The organism is Saprospira grandis (assembly GCF_027594745.1).
Lineage (GTDB): Bacteria > Bacteroidota > Bacteroidia > Chitinophagales > Saprospiraceae > Saprospira > Saprospira grandis.
Map to the genome: position 1 here is coordinate 89783 of NZ_CP110854.1, position 20654 is coordinate 110436.

16 protein-coding genes are annotated in these 20654 nt (G+C 46.5%); 7 read left to right on the forward strand and 9 right to left on the reverse strand.

What is annotated here, in order from left to right; translation table 11 throughout:
- Nucleotide 1: 1 nt before the first annotated feature.
- Complete coding sequence (locus OP864_RS00365; RefSeq protein ID WP_270099348.1) at nt 2-1048, reverse strand: ATP-grasp domain-containing protein; 1047 nt, start codon at nt 1046-1048, stop codon at nt 2-4.
- A gap of 409 nt (nt 1049-1457) precedes the next feature.
- Nucleotides 1458-2645, reverse strand: a complete 1188-nt coding sequence (locus OP864_RS00370) for an acetyl-CoA C-acyltransferase (RefSeq protein ID WP_270099349.1) — start codon at nt 2643-2645, stop codon at nt 1458-1460.
- A 92-nt stretch (nt 2646-2737) separates the two neighbouring features.
- On the opposite strand from OP864_RS00370, the gene OP864_RS00375 reads away from it, so the two are divergent.
- Nucleotides 2738-3466, forward strand: a complete 729-nt coding sequence (locus tag OP864_RS00375) for a nucleotidyltransferase family protein (protein ID WP_270099350.1) — start codon at nt 2738-2740, stop codon at nt 3464-3466.
- A gap of 339 nt (nt 3467-3805) precedes the next feature.
- On the opposite strand, the gene OP864_RS00380 is transcribed toward OP864_RS00375, so the two are convergent.
- From OP864_RS00380 to OP864_RS00410, 7 genes are all read right to left on the reverse strand, one after another.
- Complete coding sequence (locus OP864_RS00380) at nt 3806-8260, reverse strand: T9SS-dependent choice-of-anchor J family protein (RefSeq protein WP_270099351.1); 4455 nt, start codon at nt 8258-8260, stop codon at nt 3806-3808.
- 444 nt (nt 8261-8704) lie between these two features.
- Nucleotides 8705-9157, reverse strand: a complete 453-nt coding sequence (locus OP864_RS00385; RefSeq protein WP_270099352.1) for a carboxypeptidase-like regulatory domain-containing protein — start codon at nt 9155-9157, stop codon at nt 8705-8707.
- Nucleotides 9158-9167: 10 nt separating this feature from the next.
- Nucleotides 9168-10475, reverse strand: a complete 1308-nt coding sequence (locus tag OP864_RS00390; protein ID WP_270099353.1) for a bifunctional folylpolyglutamate synthase/dihydrofolate synthase — start codon at nt 10473-10475, stop codon at nt 9168-9170.
- A complete protein-coding gene (locus OP864_RS00395; protein ID WP_014373119.1) occupies nt 10462-10989 on the reverse strand; it encodes a hypothetical protein in 528 nt (175 codons plus the stop codon). Before OP864_RS00395 ends, OP864_RS00390 begins: the two co-directional genes overlap by 14 nt.
- A 416-nt stretch (nt 10990-11405) precedes the next feature.
- Nucleotides 11406-13046 (reverse strand): chaperonin GroEL, encoded by a 1641-nt coding sequence (gene groL, locus OP864_RS00400; protein ID WP_270099354.1) that lies wholly within the window; start codon nt 13044-13046, stop codon nt 11406-11408.
- Nucleotides 13047-13090: 44 nt separating this feature from the next.
- Complete coding sequence (locus OP864_RS00405; protein ID WP_002661144.1) at nt 13091-13357, reverse strand: co-chaperone GroES; 267 nt, start codon at nt 13355-13357, stop codon at nt 13091-13093.
- 227 nt (nt 13358-13584) lie between these two features.
- A complete protein-coding gene (locus tag OP864_RS00410) occupies nt 13585-14460 on the reverse strand; it encodes an STAS domain-containing protein (RefSeq protein ID WP_270099355.1) in 876 nt (291 codons plus the stop codon).
- Nucleotides 14461-14823: 363 nt separating this feature from the next.
- Between OP864_RS00410 and OP864_RS00415 the strand changes: the two genes are divergently transcribed.
- The 6 genes from OP864_RS00415 to OP864_RS00440 all read left to right on the forward strand — a co-directional run bounded on the left by OP864_RS00415 (nt 14824) and on the right by OP864_RS00440 (nt 20575).
- The gene (locus OP864_RS00415) at nt 14824-16047 is read left to right on the forward strand and encodes a hypothetical protein (protein ID WP_270099356.1); all 1224 of its coding nucleotides are present in this window, start codon (nt 14824-14826) and stop codon (nt 16045-16047) included.
- A 299-nt stretch (nt 16048-16346) separates the two neighbouring features.
- Nucleotides 16347-16814, forward strand: coding sequence for a hypothetical protein (locus OP864_RS00420; RefSeq protein WP_270099357.1), 468 nt, complete (start codon nt 16347-16349; stop codon nt 16812-16814).
- Between the two features lie 57 nt (nt 16815-16871).
- Entirely contained in the window at nt 16872-17483 is a 612-nt protein-coding gene (locus OP864_RS00425; RefSeq protein ID WP_270099358.1) for a Tll0287-like domain-containing protein, read from the forward strand.
- A gap of 66 nt (nt 17484-17549) precedes the next feature.
- Nucleotides 17550-18791 carry an ABC transporter permease gene (locus tag OP864_RS00430; protein WP_270099359.1) on the forward strand — a complete coding sequence of 414 codons (1242 nt, stop codon included), beginning with the start codon at nt 17550-17552 and terminating at the stop codon, nt 18789-18791.
- 282 nt (nt 18792-19073) lie between these two features.
- A complete protein-coding gene (locus tag OP864_RS00435; RefSeq protein ID WP_270099360.1) occupies nt 19074-19649 on the forward strand; it encodes a hypothetical protein in 576 nt (191 codons plus the stop codon).
- 308 nt (nt 19650-19957) lie between these two features.
- Nucleotides 19958-20575, forward strand: coding sequence for an FISUMP domain-containing protein (locus tag OP864_RS00440; RefSeq protein WP_270099361.1), 618 nt, complete (start codon nt 19958-19960; stop codon nt 20573-20575).
- The last annotated feature ends 79 nt before the right edge of the window (nt 20576-20654 follow it).

A 20654-nucleotide genomic window follows, 5' to 3' on the forward strand; every position in this document is an offset into this window, starting at 1 on the left:
CTTAAAAGTCAATCACCGCCTCTTGGGTATTTTCTGCCCCTTCTTTTCGCTTCTTAAAGTACTCTCGAGTCACCTTAATGCCCTCCATAGAAGACATATAAGGAATGCCTTTTTCATGGTTTTGCTTGGCAATCGTATAAATGATTTTCCAATGATTGAAGAGGAACTTATAGGCCTCTCCTATTGGCATTTCTGGGTCATAAATATGCGCAGGCTCCGAGTTGGTCCCATTGAGCTCCATGACCTGAATTTTCCCCGCATAAAGGTCCTCTAAAGAAGCCGCTCGACAATCATAGCGACCAAAGTAAAAGCCATCAATCTGCTTAGAAATTCGGTCAAATGAAGCCACTAATTCTGCTGTAATCAAGTTGTTCCTATTCAAAAAAGCCGTGCCACGGCAGTGATTTCCAATTTCTACCAAACGCAAAGCCTCATCTTTGGGCAAGACCTCATCAAGTCGGTCGGCATATTCCTTGAGCAATACATCTAAATAATATTGCCCCCGCTCAGAAGTCTCAAATAAGGTTTTTAGGTCAGAAACACCATCCCCAACTACGGTCAAAAAACTCTTTTCTACCAAAGAATTGACCTGCCCTTTTTCTTCATTGGGCAAGCGATAATACAAGACCCCAAACTCCAAAGGCATATCCACATAACGCTGCATCAAAATGAACTGATTGTGCTCGGCCAAATACTCCCGCAACTCTTTTTCATTGTCAATTTTGGCCACCGCAAAACCACGCTCCCCCTTGTCGGGCTTCAAAATGAGCGGATAACTAAACTGCCCCTCTGCTACAGCCGCCAAAGCCACCGAAAGCGGGTCTTCATTAGGCAAAAGCAAGGTTTTGGGCACAACTTCCTCGGGCAAACGCTCCAAAATATCATACTTCGAGTAGTCCACAAAACCACCCATATACATCGCCGGATTCGTAGCACTAAAAAAGGTCATAGAACGAGCCTTAAGGCTGTACCAAAGGTAGACCACATAGACCGGGATATAAAAAAACCAAAAAGGCCAAAACTCCCATTTCAAATATTTCTTATTCATAGGCTAAATCTGTTCGTTGTCACATAATACGTCTACTTCTCTTAGATGGATTTTTTGGGGCTTACCCCTAAGATAGGCATTGCCGTCGGTTAAAAAGGGCTTTTCATGGGCAAAATTAGGCTTTGAGAAGAACTGCGGCGACTCCTCACTTCTTCTTGATGGGCAATAATTAGTTTTTTGTTTTGGGGCTGCCCCGCCCTACGGGCGGGTCGGGCTGTGTCGCAGCTCGCAGGTCTGCTCGGCCCTGCGGCGGCTGCGCCGCCTGGGTCTGGCCCTTCGGGCCACTGCTATCCATCCCTCAGCCGAGGCGCTGCGCGCCTTTGCGGCGGCTGCGCCGCCTGCTTGCCGCTAAAAAAAAACGGCCCTCTTTGACCAGCAAAGAGGGACGCTTTTAGTTTGGACCGAAGAACTAGAGACGCTCAATAAGCATAGCAGAGGCTCCACCGCCACCATTACAAATACCCGCCAAACCATAGCGGCCATTGCGCTCAGTAAGGGCAGTAATCATAGCCATAACAATACGACAACCCGACATTCCGATGGGGTGGCCCATAGAAACGGCACCACCAAGTACATTTACCTTCTTATGAGGAATATTGAGGGCCTGCATATTGGCCAAAGCCACTACAGAAAATGCTTCGTTAATTTCAAAAACATCTACTTCTTCTAGGGCTACGCCCGCTTTATCTAGAGCTTTGGGCATAGCTAGTGCAGGAGTGGTAGTAAACCAAACAGGCTCTTGGGCCGCATCGGCAAAGCTGCAAATTTTGGCCAAAGGCTTAAGACCAAGCTCTTCGCATTTTTCTTTGCTCATCAATACCATAGCCGCAGCACCATCATTGATCTTTGAGGCGTTTACAGCAGTTACAGTTCCTTCTTTCTTAAATACAGAACGTACCTTTTGTACAGAGGCCAAATCAGTGACTCGGCTATTGCCTACTTCTTCGTCTGTATCCACTACAGTAACCTTGCCTTTACGTCCCTTAATTTCTACAGGGACAATCTCATTGGCAAATAGATTTTTTTCTTGAGCAGCACGGGCCCGCTCATAAGAAGCCAAAGCATATTGGTCTTGGGCCAAACGATCAATGTTTTTACCCTCAGCGCAAACCTCGCCACAAACGCCCATCATATCGCCATTATAAGGATCTTGTAGACCATCGCGAACAATGGCATCTACAATTTGGCCATTGCCATAGCGAATGCCCGTACGACCAGAAGGCAAGTAGTGAGGCGCATTGCTCATGCTCTCCATCCCTCCAGCTACAACAATATCATTATCGCCCAACATAATAGACTGAGCAGCCAACATCACGGCCTTCATTCCAGAAGAACAAACTTTATTGACTGTGGTGCAAGGTACCGTATTCGGGATACCTGCAGCTAGGGCGGCCTGCTTGGCAGGAGCCTGTCCTACATTGGCTTGCAAGACATTACCCATATATACTTCCTGAACCAGTTCGGGCGCAATATTTCCACGCTCCAAAGCGCCTTTAATGGCGGTTTTACCTAGTTCAATAGCAGAAACGGCAGCCAAACTACCGCTAAGGTTTCCAATCGCTGTGCGGCCCATAGCCACAATATATACTTCTTTCATGATAGCTGTTTTTAGATAAACTAGAATCTTTTGATCTGAAGACGGCCGAAATTAGTATTTTTTCGCTCATTTATGAAGAAAAAGACCAACTTATGCAAGCGATGATTTTTGCGGCGGGCCTAGGCAGCCGTTTGGCTCCACTCACCAATCATATCCCTAAAGCCTTGGTTCCCTTAGGAAAACAGCCCATTATTCAGTATTGGATAGACCGTTTGCAGCAGGCAGAATGCCAGCAACTGATTGTGAATGTACATAGCCATGCCCAGCAGCTGATAGAGTATTTGCAGGCCTTGGAGCTTCCCTTTCCGCTCCTCATTTCTGATGAGCGGGGCCAATTATTGGAGACTGGAGGTGGCTTGCGGCAGGCCGCGCCCCTTTTATTGCCCGATCAGCCCTTATTTTTGCTCAATGCAGATATTTACTGCAATTTTGACTTTGGGGCCGCCCTTGATTTTTGGGCCCAAAAGGGGCAGCCTTTGGGGGTCTTGGCCATGCGTCAGCGGCCTTCTAGTCGCCAACTCTTATTTTTGGAAGAAGAGCTAGTGGGCTGGCAAAATAAAAAAACGGGGGAATATCGTTGGGCCAGAGCGGCAGATCCTTTGGCGGTTTCGGCCTATGCTTTTTCGGGCATTAGTTTGTTGGGGCCAGCGGCTTTTTCTTTATTGGCTGGACCAAAGGCCAAGTTTTCTATTATTGATTTCTTTTTAAATTGGGCCAAATCAGATCGTTTATTGGCCTATTTACATCAGCAAGAGGATTGGTTTGATATTGGGACGCCTGCTCGCCTAGCCCAGGCCGAGGCCTATTTATTGGACCAATAGCAGCAGTTTGGCTGGGCCGAAGGCCCAGGCGGGCCCCAAAGGGCCCGCTCGGCCTAGCGATGTGCAGCAGTGGCCGTAGGCCAGACCGAGGCGCTTTGCGCCGAAGGGCCGAGCAGACCTGCGAGCTGCGGAACGTAGCGCCGCAAGGCAAAGCCGCAGCGGAGGCCCCAAAACAACAGCGAGCTGCGCAACGACAACAAGGTCTTTAGGCCGCAGTTCGACGACCGAAGGGAGTAACCGCCGCAAGGCAAAGCCGCAGCGGAGGCCCCCAAAAAAAGACCCCCTACAAGAGAACTTGTAGAGGGTCAGTTTATTTAGCAAAAGCTAAAGCCATAAAGACTATCGCTTAATCACCAAAGGCTGAGTAGCCTGTGTACGGGCCTCTGTATCGATGATACGGACCATATACATAGCAGGAGCTAGCTCTGCAGTGGGGATCGTGTAGCTTTGTTGGCCAACTTGAGTAAGCGTTTGGCTGTAAACCACCTGACCGTTTAGGGCCACAACTTGTAGCTCTAGGTTACGGCTTTCGGCTAGTTCGAAGCTAAGCGTTACTTGTTGGTCGGCAGGGTTGGGGAAGAGCTGAATTTGCTCTAGGCCAGCCACATTAGTTAGGGCTACAACAATAGTTACAGAAGCGCTATCTTGACAACCGTTGGCGTCAGTTACAGTAACAGTTTGTAGGCCAGTGGCTACGACTGTATCGCTAGTAGAACCATTGGTCCAGATATAGCTATAAGGCATAGTACCGCCAGTTACGTCGGCAGTAGCAGTTCCGTCGCCATTGTCTGTAGTGCTTACAGAAGGAGCGGGGAATACCGTAATGCTAAAGCTGTCTACATCGTTGTTAGCGTCAACATCTCCAGCTGCAGTTACTGTAGCTACAAGTGTAATGCTACCAGCGGGAACGGGAAGAGGACCAACAGTTACGATAGCAGAATCGCCAGCAGGAATGTTATTCTCTGTGCCAGTAGCAACAGGAATACCTGCAGCAGTGATGCTATAGTTTGCAGCGGCAAGCGTGTCTGTACCTAGGTTATAAATAACCAATTGTCCAGTAGCGTCTTCTCCTTCGCAATAAGTAGGCATAAGGCCAGTGAGTGCGGCTGCAGCGTCTACAGTACCGTTACAGTCCATACGGCTAACATCAAGTACGTAGTTCCCGTTGCTGCTAGAAAAACCTTCTACCAAGATGTAGATCGTGTCCCCTTCATTAAAGGTCGTATCATTGGCTACATCTAGGGTAAGCTGAGAAGTAGTGCTAAATCCACCATCATCGTTAAAGGCAAGCTGAGTCATGGCATCAGCCGCATAAACGCGGAGGTAAGTGTCATAGTCAGAGCTATCTAGACCAATCATGATACTGTTTGTACAAGTATCAATAACATATTGGAACCAAACATCATTTGAGCTATTACCGATGCTGTTGTTATAACAGCCATCAGTGCTACCGCTATTGCTGTAGGGCAAGCTGCTAATAACCATAGCGTCATTGGCCATATCGCCAGCGCCAGTATTCTGAGTTGTCTCTAGGCTGATTTGGTAGTTACCTGTGGCAGCTCCAGCACCTTCTACTAGGAAGTAAAGGGTATCGCCATCATTTACGGTGGCCGTGTTAGGCAGATCGATCATGACATAAGCGTTGCTGTTAGCAGCGCCATTGTCGTCGCTAGCCAATACGGTTGTTCCGTCGGCAGCAAAAACAGAAAGGTAAGTATCAAAGTCAGAGCCATCCAAAGAGATAGCGATAGAGTCGCGGCAGTTTTCTACCACATACCAGAACCAAACATCATTGCTGCTTTGTCCGGCGGTGTTGGTATAACAGCCTGTATTTCCGGTCAAGGTATCCATTGCAACGATAGGTAGAGCTGTGCTAATAGAATCGCCAGCGAGGTTACCTACAGTGCTGCTTACCTCTAGTACGTAGTTACCATTGTTTCCGCTAAAGCCTTCTACCAAGATGTAGATGGTATCGCCATCATTGAAGTCGGTACTTGTGGCAACATTGATATCTAGACGAGAAGTAGTTCCTACTCCACCATCATCATTAAAGGCAATTTGCGTCATGGCGTCAGCCGCATAAACGCGGAGGTAAGTATCGTAGTCAGAGCTATCCAAAGAGATAGTCAAATCGTTGGTACAGTTGCCAATGATGTATTGGTACCAAACATCATTAGAAGTGTTACCGATGCTGTTGCTGTAGCAACCGCTAGCGGTATTGGCGCTATCTACAAAAGGTAGGCTAGCGATATTGATAGCATCAGCAGCTACATCACCAGGCGTGTAGTTGCGTGTGCGCATAACATCTAGCTGGAACATACCTGAGTTGCTACCAAAGCCTTCTACTACGATAAAGATAGTATCACCAATGTTGTAGTCAGGATCGTTGGTTACATCTAGTTCAAGCAAAGAGCGAGTGCTAAATCCACCGTCATCATCATCATCTAGAAGCGTAACCGTATCGGCAGCATAGATGCGTAGGTAAGTATCAAACATAGAGTTGCTAAGGTCCACATAAAGTGAATCTGTACAAGGCTCAATTATATACATAAACCAAGCATCAGCGGCAGTGTTACCGATTGTGTTGCTATAGCAAGAAGTGTTTCCGCTAAATGAAGCAGGAGCAGCCGCTACCATCATCGCACCACTAGCCATATCATTGGGAGGCGTACCTGTTGTGCGGCTAATGTCTAGGACATAGTCGCCATTGTTGCCACTAAAGCCTTCTACCACGATAAAGATGGTATCGCCTTCGTTGTAGTCTGTATCAGAGAATACACTGATTACTTCTCTAGAGGTAGCGCCAACGCCACCATCATCATCAAAGTCTAGTTGGTTGCCAGCAGCATCCAAGATACGAAGATAGGTATCGTAGTTAGAGCTATCTAGGCTAACGATTAGAGAGTCTGTGCAAGACTCAATAATGTACATAAACCAAACGTCATTAGAAGCATTTCCAATTTCGTCGGTGTAGCAAACTGTGCTTCCAGCATTGTTGTAAGGTAGACTACCTACAGTAAGCGCAGAGCTCATCATGTTCCCTGCAGGGTTGCCAGAAGTAGCTTGTACATCTAGTACGAAGTTACCGGTGTTGCTAGAGAAACCTTCTACCAAAATGTAAATGGTATCGCCTTCATTGTAGTTAGCATTTCCAGTAATGGCCAACTCCAAACGAGAAGTAGCGGCAGCGCCATCATCATCATCAGCATCTAGCTGAGTCATGCCATCAGCAGCATAAACACGGAGGTAAGTGTCAAAGTCAGAGCTATCTAGACCAATGTACAAAGAGTCTGTACAAGCAGGAATAACATAGCTAAACCAAACATCAGCAGCACTATTACCAATGGTGTTGGTATAGCAAATGCCAGTGTTACCCATCATGCTATAAGGAGTGCTATCAATAGAAATAGCCAAATTGAAAGAGTCACCAGCAGGTACAGAAGTACAGTTGGTAGTAAAGGCAACAGGACCCACCCAGTTAGAAGTGTTGGCTCCGCTTCCAGCAGGGCTATAGCTGCCTGCAGGATATACAGATGCACAGCTACCGTTGCTGCTACAACCATCATTGGCATTGGGGCCAGATAGCGTCCAATCCGCTACATTGAAAGTAGCAGAAGGGTTAGCAGAACCCATACGATAAGCCCAACCATCTAGGTATTCCCAAGCTTGGCCTGTACCATCAGTGTTCACATCACCAAATACATCAATTACAGTCGTGTTTTCATACAACTCAATGGCGTCATCACCATTTACGTTTACTGTACCGTCGATGATATCGGCATCAAAGCCCATGTAATCACGGAAGCCAGCAGAGTCACTCGCTACATAAATACGAGTACCCGCTACTGCAGGACCAGAAGGAAAGTTCATTTCCGGACCAGCCGTGGTTCCGCTACCATTGTTGGCAGAACTCAAACCATAAATAGAAAGGTCTGCAACATCATTGATGACTACCACCTCTACAAATTTAGGCGTACCGCCAGTCAAAGGACCGTCCATTACACCAGCAATAGCCATGTTGGTGCTAGTTCCTGTACCCGCACCGCAGTAGTCACGTACATAAACCTCATAGGCCGTGGCAGGCATCAAGCCCGTTGCAGTATAAGGGTTCATGGCCGTTACTGTTCCAGACATAGGCATGTTGCCCGCAGCAACTACAGCTACTTCTGCCTGAGCAGCACCACCTGTGGTCCAAGCTACCTCCGCAGAGTTAGCCGTTACATTGCTTACCATCAAGCCTGTAGGATCCAAACAGGGAGGCGCACCAATGCTTACATCATCAATCAACCAGTTGTCTCCATCATCCTGCTCCATCACAAAAGCAACATAAATAGACTGGCCCACATAAGCACTCAAATCTACTGTTTTCACGCTATAAGTAGTCGTAAAGTCAGCCTCTCCTTGAGTGTCTACAATGGTAAATGTGCTGGTATCTGTCTGAGAGCTAGTAGATACCCGAACCGTGTAAACAGTTCCGAAAGATCCAGAAAAACCCTGCTTCTGATAAAAAGTCAAATCACTGTTCCCCGCCGTAATAGCTACCGATGGAGTCACCATCCAGTCTACCGCATTACCGCCGGTTACATTCTCAAAACGTACCCTTGCAGCCTGAGACCCACCATTTGCATCAGTATCAGCCACCCAAGACTGGGCCGTACCAATACCGTTGTCAAAAATAGCCCAACCCGCAGGAGGTACACTGCCTTCAAAATCTTCGCTCAACTGCGCAGACAAAATGCCGCTAGAAAAGCAAAGACCCAAAAAGAGCAGCCAACTCAATTGTAGTTTTCGCATAAATAAAATGTTGTTATAAAATAGTTAGAAAATATATTTTGGACACAAAAAAACCTACACGCCTCTACTTACTATAGAGTGGTTAGGTTTGCTTGTTAATATAGGCTTCTATGCCCAAAACGGCTCTAATATAAGCTTTTGTTAGCAAATTGTAAAGTATTTACGACTCTCTAACTGTCACTTTTTTTTATTTTATAGTACATAATTTTTTCTTTTTTTGGGGCTGCCCCTCCCTTTGGTCGGGTCGGGCCATTGCGCAGCTCGCAAGCCTGCTCGGCCCTTCGGCGGCTGCGCAGCCTCGGTCTGCCGCCTACGGCGGCCCTGCTACAGCCCCTCAGCCGGGGCGGCCTGCTCTGCTTTGGGCCTTCTGCAATGGCTTGGGCGCTGACCTTTGCCCTAAACAAAAAAGCGGTAGTGCTGTCGCACTACCGCCCCCTAAATGAGCTATTTTTTTCTGGACCAAAATCGCCAGAATTTTCTTTTCCTTTTTCGCTTTTTGGGCTTCTTTTTTGGCCTATAATCTGCCAAAACTTCTGCTATATTCAGTTTCAAACTGTCATTCATCAAAAAGCTTTGCCCTTCCATCCCAATCTCTAACGTCAAAAGGTCCAAGGGGGCCAATTTTATCTCGCTTACCCAAAGTAAGGCATAGCCCGCTTTTTGTCCCTGCAAAATATACTGCCCTGGCGGAATATTATAAATAGAGAAATGCCCCTTGCTATCTGTCGAAGCACTAAGCTGTATGGCCCCATCCAAGGTCAATAAACTCAATTGCATGTCCACTAAGGGATCTGAAGAAAGCTCGTCGTAAATGCGGCCGCCAAGGGCGGCCTCTTCTTGGCCCAAAAGGACTAGAGCATAAAAAAAACTAAGGAGAAAGACTAGGGTTTTAGGCATGGCAGTTCGTTTATAAAATTTCGGCTACTACAAAAATACTGCCTCCCACAAATATAATATCCTCTTTTTGGGCCTGGGCTTTAGCTGCGGCCAAAGCTGCGGCTACGCTCTCATGGGCGCTTCCCTTTAGACCAAAATTAGCAGCTTCTTGGGCCAGTTGCTGAGCAGGCTTGGCTCTGGGAATTTGCGCCGCAGCAAAGTAGTAGTTGGCCGCCTTGGGCAGGGCCGCCAAAATCTTCTCGGCCGATTTATCCCGAACCATTCCAAAAACAAAATGCAGTTGCGCATATTCCATTTTAGCCAACATCTGCCCCAAATAACGCAGACCATCTACATTATGGGCCGAATCGCAAAGTAGCATGGGCGGCCCCTCTTCCAATAGCTGCCAACGGCCCATAAATCCCGTTAAGGAGCGAATATTCGCTAAGGCAAATTTTATTTTCTCTTCCGAAAACTCAATCAGCTGCTTTTCCTGCATTAGATGCAGGGCCGCCAAGGCCAAACGCAGATTGAAAAACTGAAAATCTCCTGCTAGGTCCAGAAAAATATCCGCAGCAGCTAAATGTCTATATTGGTAATTATAGTAGCCACCCAATAAGTTTTCTTCGCCTTTATTTAGTTGGACCAATTCCTCGGCATAGTAAAGTGGGGCCTGCTCGGCCTTGGCTTTTTGCGCAAAAGCTTGGGCAATTTCTTCGCTCTGTCGCTCGCCAATAATGACTGGAGTTTGGGCCTTGATGATGCCCGCCTTTTCGCCAGCAATTAGCCCTAGGCTTTCGCCCAAAATATCACTATGGTCCCAACCAATGTTTGTAATCAGACTGAGCTCGGGCGAAATAATATTGGTGGAGTCTAAACGCCCCCCCAAGCCCGTTTCAATAATGGCCCAATCTACTTTTTGCTGGGCAAAATAATGAAAGGCCATGCCTACAGTCAACTCAAAAAAAGAGAGCTGCTGGTCCAAAATAAATTCCTCTTGCTCCCCTACAAAATTGACCACCTCTTCCTCCGAGATGTACTGCCCGTTAATTTTTATTCGCTCTCTAAAGTCTTTATAATGAGGCGAACTATATACCCCCACTTTATAGCCCTGGGCTTGTAGCAAAGCGGCCAAAACATGGGTGGTCGAGCCCTTGCCATTGGTGCCCGCAATATGGACCGAGCGAAACTTTTTTTCGGGCGCCCCCAAGCGTTCCGATAAGCGCCAACTGTTGTCTAAGGTCTTTTTAAAGGCTGTACTCCCCTGCCGCTGAAACATAGGGAGCTGAGCATATAAAAAATCTAAGGCCTCTTGATAAGAGCGGTTATTCTTCTTCATTTGTTTGTCTTAAGGTCAGACTGATTACCGTATAACTTTTGCTCGTCAATTTGTCAATTTGGGCGGTAAAGCCATCTTGCAACAAAAGCGGTTGATTGTACTCAAAATTGGGGGCTCTGCGCCCAAATAGCTCGGCATAGTTGCCCAACATACTAAGCTGCGGATGCGATTGGCCCAATTGTAAGAAAATCCCCGCCAAAAGTCTAGCGCAATCGCTAGGCGGCAAATCGGCTGGAATAGGGTCTTGGCTGTCGTCTATCTCAAAATGTAGTTCTTGGACCAAATCCTTACAGCCCTTTTGTAAAAAACGGACCTTAATCGGATAGCGCAAAATGCCATCGAGCTCAAAGTTTTCGCTAGAACCGCCCTCAAAACTTTCATATTGATAGTTTTTGATGAGCGAAAGCTCTTGGGGAAAAACAGCTGGAAATTCGGTAAAGGTACAGCCTTTTTCCTCACCTTTACAAGACCAAAGCAGCCCAAGCAGCAGTAGCCCCAAACATAGTTTTTTCATGAATGTAGTCATTGTTTTGAGGGAGCAAATTAGCATTTTTTTGCCCTTTTCTAAAATCCTTTGGGGCTTATGTATGGGGCCAAGAGCTGCTTGGCCTAGCGATGTGCAGCAGTGGCCGAAGGCCAGACCAAGGCGCTTTGCGCCGCAGGGCCGAGCGAATAGCGAGCTGCGAAACGTAGCGCCGACGACCGAAGGGAGGCGGAGGCCCCAAAAACAGCAGGGAGCTGCGAAACGACAACAAGGCCTTCAGGCCGCAGTTCGACGACCGAAGGGAGTAACCGCCGACGAGCGAAGGGAGGCGACAACAAGCCCTTTAGGGCGCAGTTCGACGACTGAAAGGAGTAACGCCCCAAAAAAACAAAAACCAGAAAGCCTCGAAAGACTTTCTGGTTGATAAAATGATTTGGGGAGATGATTTACATCATGCCGCCCATACCGGGAGGCATTCCACCGCCGGGCATGCTAGCAGCGCCATTCTCCTCGGGAATATCGTTGATTACGCATTCGGTAGTCAAGACCATACCCGCAATAGAACCAGCGTTTTCTAGGGCTACGCGGCTTACTTTAGTGGGGTCGATTACACCAGCTTCTTTGAGGTCTTGGTAAGTTTCGGTGCGGGCGTTGTAGCCAAATGCGCCTTCGCCTTCCAATACCTTCATGATCACTACAGAACCTTCTACGCCAGCATTGCTTGCGATGGTGCGTAGGGGAGCTTCTAGAGCCGTGCGAACGATGTTGATACCAGCAGTTTCATCATCATTTTCGCCTTCTGCGCCATCTAGGGCAGTTACCGAGCGGAGAAGAGCCACTCCACCACCAGGAACGATACCTTCTTCTACGGCAGCGCGGGTAGCGTGAAGTGCGTCATCTACACGGTCTTTTTTCTCTTTCATTTCTACTTCAGTAGGGGCACCTACATAAAGAACAGCTACACCGCCAGCCAATTTGGCCAAACGCTCTTGTAGTTTTTCTTTGTCGTACTCCGAGCTACTGTTTTCCATTTGGACCTTGATTTGGGCCACCCGAGCATCTACCTGCTCTTGCTTGCCTTCGCCATTCACGATAGTTGTGTTGTCCTTGTCTACAGTGACGCGCTCAGAGCTACCAAGATGGTGCAATTCTACGTTTTCTAGGCTATAGCCAGTCTCTTCAGAGATTACGGTACCTCCAGTGAGGATTGCGATATCTTCGAGCATAGCTTTGCGGCGATCGCCAAAGCCAGGAGCTTTTACGGCAACCACCTTGAGGCCCAAACGGATGCGGTTGACCACCAAAGTGCTCAAAGCCTGAGAATCTACATCTTCGGCAATGATGACCAAGGGACGGCTAGCGCCATGGGCTTTTTCTAGTACGGGAACCAGCTGTTGTACATTGCTGATTTTCTTATCGTGAATGAGGATGAGAGGAGACTCATACTCACATTCCATCGTTTCGGTGTTGGTGACGAAGTAAGGAGAAAGGTAACCACGGTCAAACTGCATACCCACCACTTTAGTCACATAAGTTTCGCGACCTTTGGCTTCTTCTACAGTAATTACCCCATTGGTGCTTACTTCTTTCATTGCTTCGGCAATGAGTTTTCCGATTTCGGGATCGTTATTGGCCGAAATAGTGGCTACTTGCTCAATTTTATTGAAGTTGTCGCCAACGATTTCAGAACTTTCTTTAAGAGCAGCAACTACCTTAGTTACGGCCTTATCAATACCTCTTTTGAGGTCCATAGGATTGGCACCAGCAGCTACCAATTTCATTCCTGCATTGACCATAGCTTGGGCCAAAACAGTAGCTGTAGTGGTACCATCACCCGCTACATCTGCCGTGCGAGAGGCCACCTCTTTAGCCATTTGAGCCCCCATATTTTGGATGGGATCCTCTAGTTCTACCTCTTTGGCTACACTTACTCCATCCTTAGTGATATGAGGAGCGCCAAAGGCTTTCTGAATAATTACATTGCGACCTTTAGGGCCCAAAGTTACTTTAACGGCATCCGCCAAAGCGTTAATTCCTTCACGCAATTGAGTGCGTGCATCTGTATTGAAGCTAATTTTTTTAGCCATGATATATTGCTAGTGTTTTAAAATTTGAGAAAAAAGATGAAAACTTAGTCAAGAATAACAAGAATGTCATCCTCACGCATAATGAGGTAATCTTTTCCCTGATGGCTGATCTCTTGGCCAGCATATTTGCCATAAAGCACAACATCATCCACTTTTACAGTAAGGGCATTTCCGTCTTTACCTGGACCAACGGCCACTACTACGCCTCTCTGAGGCTTTTCTTTTGCCTGTTCGGGCAAGATAATACCACCTTTAGATTTTTCTTCAGCGGCGGCAGGTTGCACAACAACGCGATCGTTGATGGGTCTCATAGCTAAACTGTTTTTTAGTTATAGATGAATTCTTTTTTCAATAAAATGTCTGTCTTCTTTTGGCCCTTTTGGGCCCTAATTAAAGTCAGACAGCCCTCTATTAACAGCTCTTGTGCCAGTTGCCAAAAAGAAAAAAAAGGCTGCATTTTTGACAGAAAGCCGTTCTTTTTGTCAGTTTTCCCTGACAGTCCTGTCAGTTTTTTTATCTGCCACTAGCTAGGCAGTTCTTAGGCAGGAACAACTTTGAGTTGCGTCCACTTAAAAGCTTGTTCTAAGGCATCTTGCATATGGCTTCGAGTACTTATTTTTCCTGTATCCACTCCTAGTTCTACAAGGGTTTGGGCAATGGCTGGAGAAATTCCCGACAAAATTGTTCGACAGCCCATTAGCGCAGCAGCTTTACTCACCTTTAAAAAGTAATTGGCCACCGCCGTATCCATAATCGCCACCCCACTAATATCTAAAATGAATACTTTGGTTTGTCGTTGAGCGACTTCATGGAGTACGGTAGACATAATATTTTGAGCCCTTAATGAATCTACAATGCCAACAACAGGCAGCAGTAATATTCCTTCCCAAATTGGAGTCACCGGAGTAGACAACTGACTGAGCATATCGTTCTGCTCTTGCAGCTGTTTATTCATCTCATTATTAAATGTATCAATAGCCACAAAAACCCCAACACTGCTTGTTCGCTTAAAGGCTTGCATCAGCTCAAAGCTCGCTATTTTATAGTATACAAAGGCTTTCTCTATGATTTCATTAAAGGCAAAAACGGCAGATAGGTAAGCCTCAAAAGGAAGGCCCATTTGTAAAAAGAACAAGACTAACTTTGAGCTATACTCAATAGAAGAGGCACAAATTTCTACGCTAGTAATATGTTCCCAAAAACGATCCGATTGACGATCAAAAACAGAGACAACTTCTTCTGTATAAGCACTGCTATATTCGGGCTGAGTGGCCATCCAATGATGAAAGTCCTCAAAAATAGGCGCTTTATATTGCTTAATTTCTTTCATGGCCGAACGCACGAGAAGAAGATCTTCTTCTTCTAATAAAAAAATACTTCGATAACGCGCTGAGGTAATATTGACAATAGACATAAGGGGCTATATGATAAAGGCTGTGTAAAAATATCGCTATCTGCGATTCATAGTAGGGAGTATATTTTTTTAGTTGGTCACTTTTTATTTTGAAAAACGAACGAAATAGGAGGATTATTTTTTGGGGCTGCCCCGCCCTGCGGGCGGGTCGGGCTGTCTCGCAGCTCGCTATTCGCTCGGCCCTTCGCCAGCTTCGCTGTCTCGGTCTGGCCTTCGGCCACTGCTGCCCATCCCTCAGCCTGCGGCCCTTCGGGCCTGTAGGAATGCAAAAGTTTAACAAAAAGCTAGGGGCCAAAAAGGAGCAAAAGCGCATGATAAATAATATCTTAGGTATCCTCATTTATTTTGATACGAATTCCCCAGATGATGAAAAAATGGACCGCCTACCTCCCTACCCTTGGCCTTTTTTTGCTTGCTTTTATTGTGGCTTGGCAGTTATTAAAATTTCGGCAGGGCCAAAAAGACAAACTGCATGAGGGCTTATCGGCTGCTTTGATTAAGGAGCAAAAAATTTATCGGCTGAGTTTGGAGCAGAGGGCCCTGACGGCCCTCCCCTCCTCTTTGGGCCAGCAGCAGCAGTTGCGGGAGCTCTATTTGGCGGGCAATTGCCTAACAAATTTACCGCAGTATATATATGACTTTCGGGATTTGGTCCATTTGGACCTAGAAGGCCGGCCCTATGAGATTCGCAAAGAGGCCTGTGGAAACCAAATAGAAACCCTAGGAGAAGAATTGGGCCAATTGGACCAATTGCATTATCTCAACCTTAACCACAATGCTTTGCGGCAGTTGCCGCAAAGCATGGCCCAGTTGGCCCAACTACAGCAGTTATTCTTGCGGAACAATCGGCTCAAGGCCCTGCCCGATAGTTTATTACTCTGCCAAAATTTGCAGGAGGTAGATTTATCTCGCAACCAGCTGCCGATTTTTCCGCAGCAGCTCATGCAGCTGCCCCAATTGCAGCGCCTAAATTTGGCCCAAAATGAATTTGGCGAATTGAGTCCTTCTTGGCCCAGTAGTTTGCGGCAGCTTAATATAATGGGCAATGCTCTTTATATATATCCTCAGCCCTTGGCCCCAAATTTAGAAGAATTGGACCTATCGGCTTGTTCTTTACAAGCCATAGCCGATAGTCTGGCCCTACAGCCCCAATTAAAGGAGCTGCGTTTGGAAAATAACCATTTGGACCAACTGCCTAGGCATTGGAATATGCCTCTTTTGGAAGAACTCTATTTGGCCCAAAATTTATTGACCGACTCGGCTTTGGGGGCGCAAAACTGGCCCAAAAAACTTAAGGTTTTAGATTTGCAATCTAACCAACTGGCTTTGTCAGCGGGTTTGGTTTTGGGCCAAGAACTAGAAGTCTTGCGCCTGGGCCAAAACCAGATTGAGCAGTGGCGGGCCAAGCCTGGGCCCGAGCTTCTACTCCTCGACTTATCCAATAACCAAATGGATAGTTTTTCGGTAGCGGACTTGGCCCAATATCCCAAACTTAGGCGCTTGTATTTGGATGGCAACCCCATTAGCGCTGAATGTTTGGACCAATTGCAGAAAGCCCGGCCCCAGCTCTTTATCAGAAGAGAATAGCGGGCCGGAGAAGAAAGCCAAGCCCAAAGCCCCAAAGATGAGCGGATGAGCGCTGCGCAGCCGTGGCCCGCAGGGCCAGCCCAAAGCCCGCAGGGCTGCAGGGCCGAGCAGAACTGCGAGCGGCGAAGCATAGCGACCCGAGCCGAAGGCGAGTGGGCAGCCCCAAAAAATTAAGAATAAAAAAATGTCTCTGTAAGTAGAATCACCTAGAAATAGGATAGAGAACGCTTAACTTTGGAGTAGGAACAACTGGCAGAAAAAAATCTGCTTATAGCTAACCCAATAAATCTAAAAAAACGATGAGCTTTCTATCTAAAATTAAGGACTTTGTAGGTTTTACCGGACTAAAAGTAGAGCATAAGCGGCCCAATTTGGAGCTGCCATACAACAGCACTCAATTTGATTTCCCCTATATTTTGCAGGCCGGGCATCATTTGGATATTACCGATATTCGGCAGACAGTGCGGGTGCAGCGTTCTGGTTTTGACGCCTGTATAGAAGAGCTGGTTTTGGCGGATAAAATGGCCAGCAAAACGGCTCCCGAGAACTTGCATTTTCCTTTGGCCGTAGAAAAAGGGGAGCAATTGCACTATCCCCTTAACTTTGAATTTGACTTGGCCGAGGCGCTCAAAAAATGGAACATTAACAGTGTAGAAGACGCCTTGAAAGCGAATTTAAAATTTGAAGTATTGCTCCAAATTGATATTAAAGAAACCTTTTATGCTTTTGATCCTGAGGTTCGTTTTATCTTGGAACTAAAAGCATAATTGTAAGGAAAATCACTTAGGGGGGCGGTTCTTCCGTTTATCTTTGAGCAAAAACAGATGAAAACACTAAAAATTGCGAGCTTGCTTTTGAGCGGCTCATTACTTTTTGCCTATTGTTCTACGCCAAGTGGCAGCGAACCAAAAGTTTATTCGGGAGAACAAGCCCAAACCCTAAAAAACAAGGGCAGCGAGGCGGCCCTCAAGGCGCAGCAAACTTTGCTAAAAACCGTAAAAGGCGCTATGGCCGAAAAGGGCGTAGCGGGAGCCTTGAGCTATTGTAATTTGGAAGCCTTGGGCCTAAAAGCCAAATTGGGCGAAGAAATGGGCGTAGAAATTGCTAGGCGATCGGCTCGTTACCGCAACCCTAAAGATGCCCCAGAAAATGAATTTGAGGAGCAGCTTTTGGTGGCTTATGAACAGGCCCAAAAAGAGGGCAAAGACCTCAATAGCCAAATTTTTGAAAGCGAGACCCACTATATTTACTATCAGCCCATTAGCATTCCCAATGCAGCTTGTTTGAAATGCCATGGGAAGCCCGGCCAAGACATTGCCGATGCAGATGTACAAAAACTAGCCGAACTTTATCCAGAAGATAAGGCCCAAAACTATAAACTGGGCGATTTTCGGGGAGCTTGGCGGATTCAATGGGCCAAAAATCTGCAGGAATAGCCTTTTTGTCGAAACAGCTTGGAAAAGCTTTTGAAAGCGCTTAATTTGGGAAAAACATCCCCGCTTATGCGCATTCAAGAATCTATCAGTATGGCCTTCTCGGCTATACAATCCAATTTTATAAGAACATTTCTCACTTTGCTCATCATTGCCATTGGAATCATGGCATTGGTGGGCATTTTGACGTCTATAGACAGCATTAAGGCCTCTATGGCCGACAATTTTGCCAATATGGGCGCCAATACCTTTAATATTATCCCTTCGGGAACGGGGATTCAGGGCGGGCGGCGTGGCCGCCGCCAAAAAAGAGGCGAGTCAATTAGTTATCAGCAGGCGATTTCCTTTAAGCAACAATATAATTTTCCCGCCAAGGTTTCGGTTTCTGCTTTGGGCACCACTCTGGGCCTAATCAAACGGGGGCCAGAAGAAACCAACCCCAATACCACCGTTTATGGCATTGATGAAAATTATTTATCGGTGGCGGGCTATGAGGTAGCTAGAGGGCGAAACTTTACGAAAACCGAGGTAGAATTTGGTCGAAATTTGGTCATTTTGGGCAAGGGCATTGCCGAACAGCTTTTTCCCAAACAAAGCCAAGAGCGGATTTTGGGCCAGCAGATTAGCCTGCGCAATATTAGTTATACCGTAGTGGGCATTTTGCAAGAAAAAGGCTCGAGTATGAGCTTTTCCGGAGACCGCATTGTCTTGATGCCCTTAATGAGTTTGCGCAAATATTTGGGCTCGCAGACCAACTCCTACAATTTATCGGTGGCCGTACAAGAGGCCCAACAAATGGAGCTCGCCATGGGCGAGGCCGAAGGAATCATGCGGGCCGTTCGGCAGATCCCCCTAGATAAACCCAATAACTTTGAGCTAGAAAAAAGCGATGGCTTGCTAGATGTTTTGGATGAAAATACGGCCAGCATTCAAATTGCCGCCATTTTTATCGGTTTGGTCACCCTATTGGGCGCCGCCATTGGCCTGATGAACATCATGTTGGTTTCGGTTACCGAACGAACAAGAGAAATTGGCATTGCCAAATCTTTGGGGGCCACCAAACGTAGCATTCTACAACAATTCCTCATTGAAGCCCTTGTTATTTGTCAAATCGGCGGCATTTTAGGCATTTTTCTGGGCATCATGATGGGCAATGTCGTCACTTTGGCTATGGGCGGGCAGTTTCTGATCCCCTGGGCCTGGATGGCCCTAGCCTTTGCGCTCTGTTTTTTAGTGGGCCTGATATCGGGAATTTACCCCGCCATGAAAGCCGCTAGCCTAGACCCCATAGAATCTTTGCGCTATGAATAACGTCTAGATTAGGCCTAAAGAACCATCTTGTAATAATAGACTGTTACGCTTAAACTACTTCTAGGAGATAGCTTTTTATGCAAAATAAATGCGGCAAAGTTTAGAAAGCATTAAGAGAATGGAAGATTTATTTTAATAAGTTTATGTTATTCCTTTTCTAAAAAAGAAATAAGTTATATATTCGTGCTAGCAGGCTAATCAACTGTCACAACTCCCTTCTATTTTGTCGGTAAATTTAGCTGGAACAAAAATCGAACTAACTTAACTTTAAAATTAAATTTTATGGATTTCTCTAATTTGAAAGAAGAAGATGCCAAACAACTGCTCATGCAGTACGATGCGCAACAACGTCAACTTTTTTTCCAACTACAGCAGGTACAAACCGCTATTGGTAAATTACATGCAGTTTTGAATGGAGACAGCTCTTCAGAAGTAAATCCCACACCTCAGGTACAGCCCGTAAACAGCGCTTTTATTCCTGTAGGTTATATGTATAATGGCGAGCGTGTAATCACTCAAGCTGCTGCTGAGCAACCCCGCAAACGCCCATATACTCGCAATAGCCCTTGGCCCAAATTCATTCTAGACAAGTTGGAAGAGGGACAAAAAACATTGAGCAGCCGCGAAATTTATGAGCTAGGCATCAAGGCCAATGTAGAAGATGAGATGGGCTTCCCCGATGCTGGTGAAGTACGTCGCTTGATCTCTAGAGCCCTACACCGCTTGAGCAACCAAGAGAAGAAAATCTCTAAATTCCCTCTTCGTGAAGGACAAGGAAAAGGCTACAACTATGCTCTTCCTGCCTGGGTAGACAAAAAAGGTAACCTTCCTGATAAGTACAAGTCTGAAGACTTTTAGTCGGAAAGACACTTAACTAAAGAAGTTTTAATATGTCTCTTTGTTTTTACAAAGGGACATTTTTTTTATTTTGACGACTCCCTCTTTTTTATTTTGGGGCTGCCCCGCCCTGCCGGCGGGTCGGGCTATGCGGGGGCTCGCTACTCGCTCGGCCCTGCACTTTTTTCGCTTTGCTCAAAAAGCTTGGTCTGGCCTGCGGCCACCCCCTACTATCCCTCAGCCTGCGGCGGCTTTGCCGCCTGTAGGACCCAAATAGACAAAACGCATTTTATCATAGCGCTTTGAAGCGCAACAAAAAAGAATAAATTATGAGAAAGCAGCTTTTATTTTGCTTTTTGGCCCTAGGCTTCCTCTCTTCTTGCAGAACGGCCAACAACAGCGGCAGTTTTACCGATCCAAGAGATGGCCAAAGCTATAAAACAGTAAACCTAAGCGGCAATGTTTGGATGGCGGAAAACCTCCGCTTTGAGCATGCAGAAGCGCAGCCTTATGGAAAGGACGAAAGTAAAAAATCTGACGGTTTGCTGTACAGCTTGGCTGGCGCCCGCAATGCTTGTCCAGAAGGCTGGCATTTACCTTCTGTAGCAGAATGGAAGTTTTTGCTCAAAAAAGCGGGCGGCTATTATCATGAGGTAGTCAATGGCCGAAAGCCCGAAAGAAAGGACTCCCCTTCTTCAGTCTTTTTAAAAATCAATGAAGGAGATGGTTTTGGCTTTCCCGTTTTGCCTATTGGCTGGGGCAGCCCCAAAAATGGCGGCTTATTTATGGACCAAGGGAAGAAAACCGCTTTTTGGAGCGATACAGGCCATCCCACTATGAGAAAATACCATAAATTTGTTCTATTCAATTTTGAGGAACAAAGAGTAACCATTACTCAAAAGCCTTTTGACGACTTGCTTTTGCCTTGTCGTTGTGTACAAGATTAAGGCCCTTGTTTTTGGGCCCGCGGCCAGCTAGGCTGCAGGCCCAAAATATAAAAAACAACAGCCTTCCCTTTCCCTTGAT

Coding starts and splice junctions, on each gene's coding strand:
- OP864_RS00390 (WP_270099353.1), bottom strand. CDS start 10,475: ATGAAGAAGAATAACCGCTCTTATCAAGAGGCCTTAGATTTTTTATAT.
- OP864_RS00420 (WP_270099357.1), top strand. CDS start 16,347: ATGAGCTTTCTATCTAAAATTAAGGACTTTGTAGGTTTTACCGGACTA.
- OP864_RS00370 (WP_270099349.1), bottom strand. CDS start 2,645: ATGAAAGAAGTATATATTGTGGCTATGGGCCGCACAGCGATTGGAAAC.
- OP864_RS00435 (WP_270099360.1), top strand. CDS start 19,074: ATGGATTTCTCTAATTTGAAAGAAGAAGATGCCAAACAACTGCTCATG.
- OP864_RS00430 (WP_270099359.1), top strand. CDS start 17,550: ATGCGCATTCAAGAATCTATCAGTATGGCCTTCTCGGCTATACAATCC.
- OP864_RS00425 (WP_270099358.1), top strand. CDS start 16,872: ATGAAAACACTAAAAATTGCGAGCTTGCTTTTGAGCGGCTCATTACTT.
- OP864_RS00380 (WP_270099351.1), bottom strand. CDS start 8,260: ATGCGAAAACTACAATTGAGTTGGCTGCTCTTTTTGGGTCTTTGCTTT.
- groL (WP_270099354.1), bottom strand. CDS start 13,046: ATGGCTAAAAAAATTAGCTTCAATACAGATGCACGCACTCAATTGCGT.
- OP864_RS00415 (WP_270099356.1), top strand. CDS start 14,824: ATGATGAAAAAATGGACCGCCTACCTCCCTACCCTTGGCCTTTTTTTG.
- OP864_RS00395 (WP_014373119.1), bottom strand. CDS start 10,989: ATGAAAAAACTATGTTTGGGGCTACTGCTGCTTGGGCTGCTTTGGTCT.
- OP864_RS00440 (WP_270099361.1), top strand. CDS start 19,958: ATGAGAAAGCAGCTTTTATTTTGCTTTTTGGCCCTAGGCTTCCTCTCT.
- OP864_RS00375 (WP_270099350.1), top strand. CDS start 2,738: ATGCAAGCGATGATTTTTGCGGCGGGCCTAGGCAGCCGTTTGGCTCCA.
- OP864_RS00385 (WP_270099352.1), bottom strand. CDS start 9,157: ATGCCTAAAACCCTAGTCTTTCTCCTTAGTTTTTTTTATGCTCTAGTC.
- OP864_RS00410 (WP_270099355.1), bottom strand. CDS start 14,460: ATGTCTATTGTCAATATTACCTCAGCGCGTTATCGAAGTATTTTTTTA.
- OP864_RS00365 (WP_270099348.1), bottom strand. CDS start 1,048: ATGAATAAGAAATATTTGAAATGGGAGTTTTGGCCTTTTTGGTTTTTT.
- OP864_RS00405 (WP_002661144.1), bottom strand. CDS start 13,357: ATGAGACCCATCAACGATCGCGTTGTTGTGCAACCTGCCGCCGCTGAA.